The 7,599-nt window shown below is 51.6% G+C and carries 6 protein-coding genes; 4 read left to right on the top strand and 2 right to left on the bottom strand.

The genetic code is table 11. The features are described from left to right. Positions 1 to 567, bottom strand: a 567-nt coding sequence (locus NCN04_RS05300; RefSeq protein ID WP_250395399.1) for a 4-alpha-glucanotransferase, incomplete at its 3' end; no start/stop codon positions are given. 256 nt (positions 568 to 823) lie between these two features. Here NCN04_RS05300 and NCN04_RS05305 point away from each other — a divergent pair. Together NCN04_RS05305 and NCN04_RS05310 are read left to right on the top strand one after the other, a co-directional pair. After that, on the top strand, positions 824 to 1,804 hold the full coding sequence (locus NCN04_RS05305) for an NAD(P)H-binding protein (protein WP_350223237.1): 981 nt from the start codon (positions 824 to 826) through the stop codon (positions 1,802 to 1,804). A gap of 281 nt (positions 1,805 to 2,085) precedes the next feature. Continuing rightward, a complete protein-coding gene (locus NCN04_RS05310; RefSeq protein WP_048346243.1) occupies positions 2,086 to 3,063 on the top strand; it encodes an LCP family protein in 978 nt (325 codons plus the stop codon). Between the two features lie 1,735 nt (positions 3,064 to 4,798). On the opposite strand, the gene NCN04_RS05315 is transcribed toward NCN04_RS05310, so the two are convergent. After that, on the bottom strand, positions 4,799 to 5,338 hold the full coding sequence (locus NCN04_RS05315; protein ID WP_250395401.1) for a thiamine pyrophosphate-dependent dehydrogenase E1 component subunit alpha: 540 nt from the start codon (positions 5,336 to 5,338) through the stop codon (positions 4,799 to 4,801). Positions 5,339 to 5,434: 96 nt separating this feature from the next. Between NCN04_RS05315 and NCN04_RS05320 the strand changes: the two genes are divergently transcribed. Both NCN04_RS05320 and NCN04_RS05325 read left to right on the top strand, forming a co-directional pair. Continuing rightward, positions 5,435 to 6,430 (top strand): ribose-phosphate pyrophosphokinase, encoded by a 996-nt coding sequence (locus NCN04_RS05320; protein ID WP_048346240.1) that lies wholly within the window; start codon positions 5,435 to 5,437, stop codon positions 6,428 to 6,430. A 70-nt stretch (positions 6,431 to 6,500) separates the two neighbouring features. Beyond that, positions 6,501 to 7,599 (top strand): glycoside hydrolase family 10-like protein (locus NCN04_RS05325; RefSeq protein WP_250395402.1); only part of this gene is annotated, 1,099 nt, incomplete at its 3' end.

Consider the following 7,599-nt stretch of genomic DNA (forward strand, 5'->3'; position numbering starts at 1 on the left):
CCGCCATTGAGCCAAGGCAGCAGGTTGCTGCACAGCGAGCGGATGGGGCCAAGACCACCAAGGCAAACCGTTGTGTTGATCACGCAGAACCACGAAATTGACGTGATCTGTCAGCCAATGGCTTTGGTCAGCCCTCCACCGTTGAAATTGTTGTTGGCGCAGAGAGGATTGCTGAGGCCAATGGGCTGCAAGCGCGCGGCCCAGTGCAGCAGCACGCGCATCGGCCAGTTGAAAGTCCAGTACGACGGTCGATTCCGCCTTGGCATCAGCACCGGGGAGACGCCCAAGATCACTGGATGCCACAAAGCTTTCTTCTGCCAAATCTTTGGCATCCAGGAGCCAAGGATTTAAGGCAAAACTGGAGGGTGAGCTGTACGGCGACCCCGTGCCATCAGGCGGAGCAAGGGGCAAAATCTGCCAAACGCTGACGCCATGGCTCGCCAAAGCCTTCAACCATTCACGGGCTGATCGTCCAAAGCTTCCACACACCGGTGAGTCCGGCAAAGCTGTGGGGTGAAGGAGTACACCAACCCGCCGATCCCTTTCGCTTCTGGAGTGATTAACCATCGAAGCAAATCATTCGGGGTGCCGGACGGTCGAAGGGAATCCAAATGATCCGACCTTTGTGATCTTACGGAGCGTCTCAACAAGCATCGAAGCTCTTCCCTCAAGCCCATCGCAATCACTGAGATCTACCAACTCGCTTCGTTTGAAAACGGAAGATTCACGCCCTAGCGTTGATTCAGATCAATCTGTTGACGACGTGCTCGCCCCCCTCTCACCGCGCCATGATTTTCGAGAACGTTCTCCAGATCAAGTGCGGGTGGCCGTCTTCGGGGCCACTGGGTACATCGGACGATTTGTCGTGAGAGAACTGGTAAAGCGCGGATATCAAGTGATGGCATTTGCCCGCGACTCCAGTGGAATTGGAGGACGCAAAGGCAAAGCAGACGTCGTAGCCGATTTCCCTGACGCAGAGGTCAGGTTTGGCGATGTGACCAATCCGGCTTCACTTGCAACCCATGCCTTCAATGAACCCACTGATGTGGTGATTTCTTGCCTTGCATCGAGAACGGGCGGCAAAAAAGATTCATGGGCAATCGATTATGAAGCCAATCTCAACACCTACAACGAAGGGAAAAAGGCTGGTGTAGCGCATTTCGTGATGCTTTCAGCCATCTGCGTACAAAAGCCAATTTTAGAATTTCAAAAAGCGAAACTTGCCTTCGAAACCCGGCTCAGGGAAGACACAGAAATCACTCATACGATCGTTCGCCCAACAGCTTTTTTCAAAAGCATTGCCGCCCAATTTGAGAGCTGCAAGAAAGGCGCACCATATGTCATGTTTGGAAATGGAGAGCTAACAAGTTGCAAGCCAATCAGTGAAAAAGATCTTGCATGCTTCTTAGCCAATTGTGTAAATGAAGCTGACAAAGTCAATCAAGTGTTGCCCATCGGCGGGCCAGGCCCCGCGCTCAGCGCACGCGAACAAGGGGAAATACTCTTTAAAGTCCTAGGCCGCTCGCCCAGAATGCTCTCATTACCGATAGCAGTCATGAATGCTCCAACTGCCATTTTAGAAAAAGTGGCAATGCTGATACCAGGGGTAGAAGACACAGCCGAATTCGCCCGTATCGGTTGTTATTACGCCAGTGAATCCATGCTGGTTTGGAACGAGAAACGTAATTGCTATGACCCCGAGGCAACCCCCTCTTTTGGTGATGACACCCTCGAACAGTTTTTCGCAAGGGTCAACAAAGAGGGAATGGCTGGACAAGAACTAGGCGATGCTGCTCTTTTTTAAAAAGACACCAAACATCGCCCAGAGAGGCGACAGCAAATAACTCAATCATAATCAACAAACAACATTCAAGGTCTTTATCTTGATGGCTTGATTATTATCTTCTCGAAACCAGCCTTCTAACGAATTGATTTACACCCATCAGACTCACACAGACAACTGATTCAATCAAGTCACTCATCTCTGATCAACATCTAATCTCAGCTCGCCCCTAGACCTCTCCTCTGTTTCCCAATTCAGCGAGACTGAGCAAGACTGTCTGATCAATCATCAAACCATCACGCATGGGGGATCCAGCGTTGAGTGAGGACTCGCAGCAAAAGCCGAGCAAAGGCTGGTTAGGCGACCGCCCCGGGCGCAGTCTCCTGAGAATTGGTGCTGCCTTGTTTGGCACGGCTTTAGCGGGCACAGCGCTTGCCATGGTTTGGCCCAAACCAGACCCCGTAGGCGCCGATGTGCAGTCGTCCAACGGATCTTTAACTCTCGCTCCGCTCCCAGAACAAGCCGTGATGGTGCTGGTTGTGGGCCTCGATGCCGACACCATTAATGCCACATCCAACCAAGCAGCGCCGGAAGGTACCAGCAACGCCGACAGCTTGATGTTGGTCAATATCGGCTCAAAACAACCTGTTCAAGTTTTGCAATTGCCGACAGAACTGGCAGTTCAACTGCCAGGAATCGAGGAGATGCAAGCTCTTTCCACAACTTGGAAATATGGTGGAATCGCGCTGACCTCCGACGTTGTTAGCGAGCTCATCGAACTGCCGGCGAACAAGCCAGATCGCTATTTAATCCTCTCCAGGCAAAGCTTGCGCAGATTCGTAGAAGGACTTGGAGACATCGAAGTCACGCTGAATCAGACCTACAAGTACGAGGACAAGTCCCAGGGTTACAAGGTGAATCTGCAAGCAGGACTGCAAACACTCAATGGCGCTCAGGCAGAACAACTCGCGCGTCATAAACCCAAGCCCAATGAAGATCATCAGAGACGGGCGAGACAACGCCTGCTTCTCCAAGGAGTGCATCAGCAGTTAGCTGAAATCGATGCCTTCACAGTGGTACCTGAGCTATTGAATGTGTTCTCTAATCAGGTCACCACAGACATCAGCACTACAGAGATGTTAAGCCTGATGGCGGCGGCAATCAGCGCTCCCTCGCCACCGGTCATTACGGAGCTTCCTCTTGCACCTCGAGCCGGTCAACAGAGGCTGCGCGAATTGAAGCCAGATCTGAGCCTGCCAATCTGGCCCGCTCAGAACTGATCGAGCATGGGTGTAATCCTTAACTGACTCACTGAAATATTTTCCCATCAATCGAATGTGACGGATGCGGCATCCGTTATCACATAACCCGCAATGGCCAAAAAGAACCGCCTGCGTCAGTCCAGACAGTCAGAACGATTAGGCAAAATCAACTACGAGTACAGGATCATCACTGAATAACGAGATTGACTGGGAAACGAGTTGAGCCACAGCAAGGTTTACTATTCTCGCCAAAACAATTATCGCGCCATTTTAAATCCAGCCTCAATGTAGACACTATCGGCACCTTACAGAAGTCAAAACAACGAAAAGCTGTCGTTCGAGGAACAGCGATCGCCTCTAGTTACACCCTGATAATTGTCGCCGATAAAACAAGATCTTGAAACGATAAAGTCAATCGTGAACATTTCTGGAACTCTTTGTATCCAATTGAACGTTCTTCATTATTTCTCCTGTTAACAAGGTGGTCAAACGCTAACGGGAGCACTGCTACTTCTACTAAATTTTCTCAACTGGTTCAAATCATCATGTCGGCGCATCACCTTTCCAGCCTTAAGTGGAGCGATGAGGGAGAACTATCACCACAGGACACCTGGAATCTGGTTACAAAACTCACCAAAACCGAGGATCAATCGAAGGCGTCAAACCTGCTTCATCTGTCATCCAAGCACTCTCACGCCAAGAGCAAGAAGACACATAAAAACTGAACGCAGATAGACTCCATTGGGCCTAGCCCAACAAGAGCCCATTAATTATTTCAAGTTAATTGACAGAACTAGTGATTACTCTATCCTTCTGACTTTGAACGAAGAAAGAAGCCATTCACTTCAATGAGACAACTCGATTCAAACAAATTTAGATATCAGCCCTGAACTTGAGCCGCCCTAATAGGAAGAATTTAGAAAGATTGGAGTAGATAACAACTAACAGATTGGTTAACAGCGCTGAAAGATCCGGAATCGGTAAATTCTATTTACGCAAACAGATCAGCCTAACCAATTCCAGCCTGCAAGGCAGAGGATCGAGTAAGCGACCCAACGATGCATCCTTACGGCATGAATAACCAAATATTAATCGAGCGACGCAATCAGCAAGTGCCCGAAAAGTGCAGATAGCACTTTTTAATACCACGAGTTCGTCACAGCAACGCAACATTTACGCAACACTGATTGATACGGCAAAGCAATCTATGGATTGACGACCAAATCAATCGCAAACCTAATAGAGACTACTTACCTTGCTAAATATACTCAACACCCATTGGAGCAACGAACACCGAGGAGCAGGCAAAAGAGACCTACCAATTAACAACTAAAATCTATTATTGCTGACTATAAATATACTAAGCTTGTAAGCTTTTGACCAGACAAACAGGCATCATAGCCGACGGATATCAGCTCTCATACCTAAAGAATTCAGCAATATAGGCAAAGTACTCCTAAGCAAACACAAGGGACATCCAAGTCACAAGTTCTCAATCAGCGCATTCGATACGACAGCCGCAAGAGCCAAGCAACTAGCGACAGCAAGAAAGCCCATAAGAGGAACTTGAAGACACAATGATCATTCCCCTCGCGACGCCCTTCGTCTGTCTCGATTGAGACCAACTTGAGAATCGTCGCAGGGCATGACGTTGTGTCTCTGCATCTCAGTTCACCCAGGTCAACCACCCTTGATCCACCTTCAAGGGTGTATTCCCTGCTTGGCATCAACCATGATGCGCAAGTTGTGCCAATCAACGCATCAAAGCGTTCATTCCTGGATTCAGACGTTTCCATCGCTGCTGAATAGAACGGACCAGCGCATCAGAAGCAATGCCACCATCTTCTGTTGTGTCCAACAGGCCACACCAGGGCAAGCCATCCATGCGCCGGGCCGCAAGATCCCAGCTGCCTCCAAGTTGCGCCACACCAACCAAAGGGATGTTCAGCGAGTGGCACAGTGCGACTGAGGCAGGTGCCAAACCAGGGATCAAACCAGCTGCATTGGGCTGGGCTAACAACAAAACAGGACATCGCCAAGCGGCAAGAGCATCAAGCCAGCTACCAGAGGTGCCTTGCGCCATCGCCGCATCACCGCATAAGCGCAGCAATGTGAGTCGGCTTCGTTCGTGCTGACGCGAGGCCAGGGCTTGCAAACCGGCTTGAGGATCCGAACCACAGGCCAATGGCACCAACTCAGCCGAAAAGCGATTGGCGAGCTGTTGAGCACCCTCGCGCATCGAGAGCTCAGGAAGGGGGCCAGCTCCAACAAGAGCCAAGGTGAAGTCAAGCATCTAGCGACCCTAGGGAGAACAGATCCACACCGTTTATGGATAGGAAGGCTATGCAGCACTACGATCGGTTTATCGCCGATCTCAAGCGCGGGCATCGTGACAAGTTTTCTCACCGCTGCCCGAGCCGAGCAAGAGACGTTGCAGCACGACACCCGACGTCTTCGCCTGTTTAGCGGCACCTCCAATCCCGCACTCGCCAGGGAAATTGCGGCATACCTCGGAGTGCCTGACGGCCCCAAGGTGTGTAAACGCTTCGCCGATGGTGAGCTGTATGTACAAATTCAGGAATCGATTCGCGGCTGCGATGTCTTCCTGATCCAACCCACTTGCGCTCCGGTGAACGACAACCTGATGGAGCTGTTGATCATGGTGGATGCCTGCAGAAGGGCATCGGCACGACAGATCACCGCGGTGGTTCCCTACTACGGCTACGCACGCGCTGACCGCAAAACAGCCGGTCGGGAATCCATTGCAGCCAAGCTCACCGCCAATCTGCTCGTGAAGTCGGGAGTCGATCGGGTGCTGGCGATGGATCTGCACTCAGCTCAAACCCAGGGATATTTTGATATTCCCTGTGATCACATTTACGGCTCTCCGGTGCTTGTGGATTACCTCTCCGCCCAAGACCTGGGAGAGGTGGTGGTCGTGTCGCCTGACGTCGGTGGCGTAGCCAGGGCCAGGGCCTTTGCCAAACAAATGAACGGTGCTCCTCTGGCCATCATCGACAAGCGCCGCACCGGTCACAACATGGCTGAAAGCCTCACAGTCATTGGTGATGTCAGTGGCCGCACGGCGATCCTGATCGACGACATGATCGATACCGGAGGCACGATCTGCTCCGGTGCCAAGTTGCTGAGAGATCAAGGTGCGACAGGCGTCATCGCTTGTGCCACCCATCCCGTCTTCTCTCCACCAGCGATCGAACGTTTGTCGGCAGAGGGCCTGTTTGAACAGGTTGTGGTCACCAACAGCATCCCAATCGCATCCAATCACACCTTTCCCCAGCTGCATGTGCTGTCTGTCGCCAACATGCTCGGCGAAGCAATTTGGCGCATCCATGAGGAGAGTTCTGTTAGCTCGATGTTCCGCTAACTCAACCCAAGCTTGATCTGTGCTGTTGAGACACTTTTTTTGGGCACTCAGCTTGCCATTCACCCTGCTCATGGCTCCTCCAGCCACGTTTGGCCAGAGCACCAACATCCTGCTGAGAAAAAGTCGTTTACCGCGTGTTGAGCGAAAACAGGCCCTAGGGGTCTGGCTCACCAATAGCCCTAGCCCGCTTTACTACGACCAACGGAACATCAAGAAAGCCATTGATGAGCTTGATGAAGCAGGATTCTCCGTGCTTTATCCCAATGTTTGGAGTCGTGGAACGACGTTTCACTCCAGTGACTTTGCCCCGCTGGAGCCAGCCCTAAAGACCGCTGGTATCAAGGTTGATCCCATTTGCACCCTGAGCAAGGAAGCTCACAAACGCGGGATGAAAGTGGTCCCCTGGTTTGAGTACGGACTCATGGAGCCCGCCTCCGCAGAGGTCGTGCAAGACAATCCGGACTGGGTGTTGTCACGGGCCAATGGTGACCCGGTGATGACGATGCACGGCAAAGAGATGGTGTGGCTCAATCCTGCGCACCCTCAAGTCCGCGAGCGATTCATCGGCCTCGTGGTGGAAGTGATGAAACGCTGCCGGATGGACGGACTGCAACTCGATGACCACTTTGCTTGGCCTGTGGAATTGGGCTACGACCCTTACACATCAACGCTTTATCAAAATGAATTCGGCATTGCTCCCCCCCGCGACTACACCAATCGTTATTGGATGACCTGGCGTCGCCGCAAACTCACCGGTCTACTTCGCGACCTGCGCATTCGCCTGGAGCAAGAGTCGTTGCCCGTGCGAATCAGCCTTTCACCAGGTCCATTCAGGTTTGCTTATAACAACTGGCTTCAAGATTGGGAGCTCTGGGCCGTTGGACAGCTGATTGATGATCTCGTCGTTCAAAACTATGCCTATTCGCTCAGGGGTTATGCCAAAGATCTTGACCAACCCGCCTTACGCAAAGCCCGCGAATGGGGCATCCCCATCCAGATTGGCGTCTTAGCAGGCTTTGGCAAACGAACAACCTCGATGGATGTTTTGAACGAAAAGGTGCGGCTAGCGAATGATCGTGGTTACGGAGTGATTTACTTTTACTGGGAAGGATTGTGGGGAAAACATGCAGGTCCCGAGGGGGCTCAATACCGTCAGGAAGTATTTAAAC

The sequence above is a fragment of the Synechococcus sp. MU1655 genome (genome assembly GCF_023630655.1).
Lineage (GTDB): Bacteria > Cyanobacteriota > Cyanobacteriia > PCC-6307 > Cyanobiaceae > Synechococcus_C.

Bases quoted from the DNA above. Each gene is read 5' to 3' on its own strand.
- NCN04_RS05310 (WP_048346243.1), top strand. From the start codon at position 2,086: ATGGGGGATCCAGCGTTGAGTGAGGACTCGCAGCAAAAGCCGAGCAAA.
- NCN04_RS05315 (WP_250395401.1), bottom strand. From the start codon at position 5,338: ATGCTTGACTTCACCTTGGCTCTTGTTGGAGCTGGCCCCCTTCCTGAG.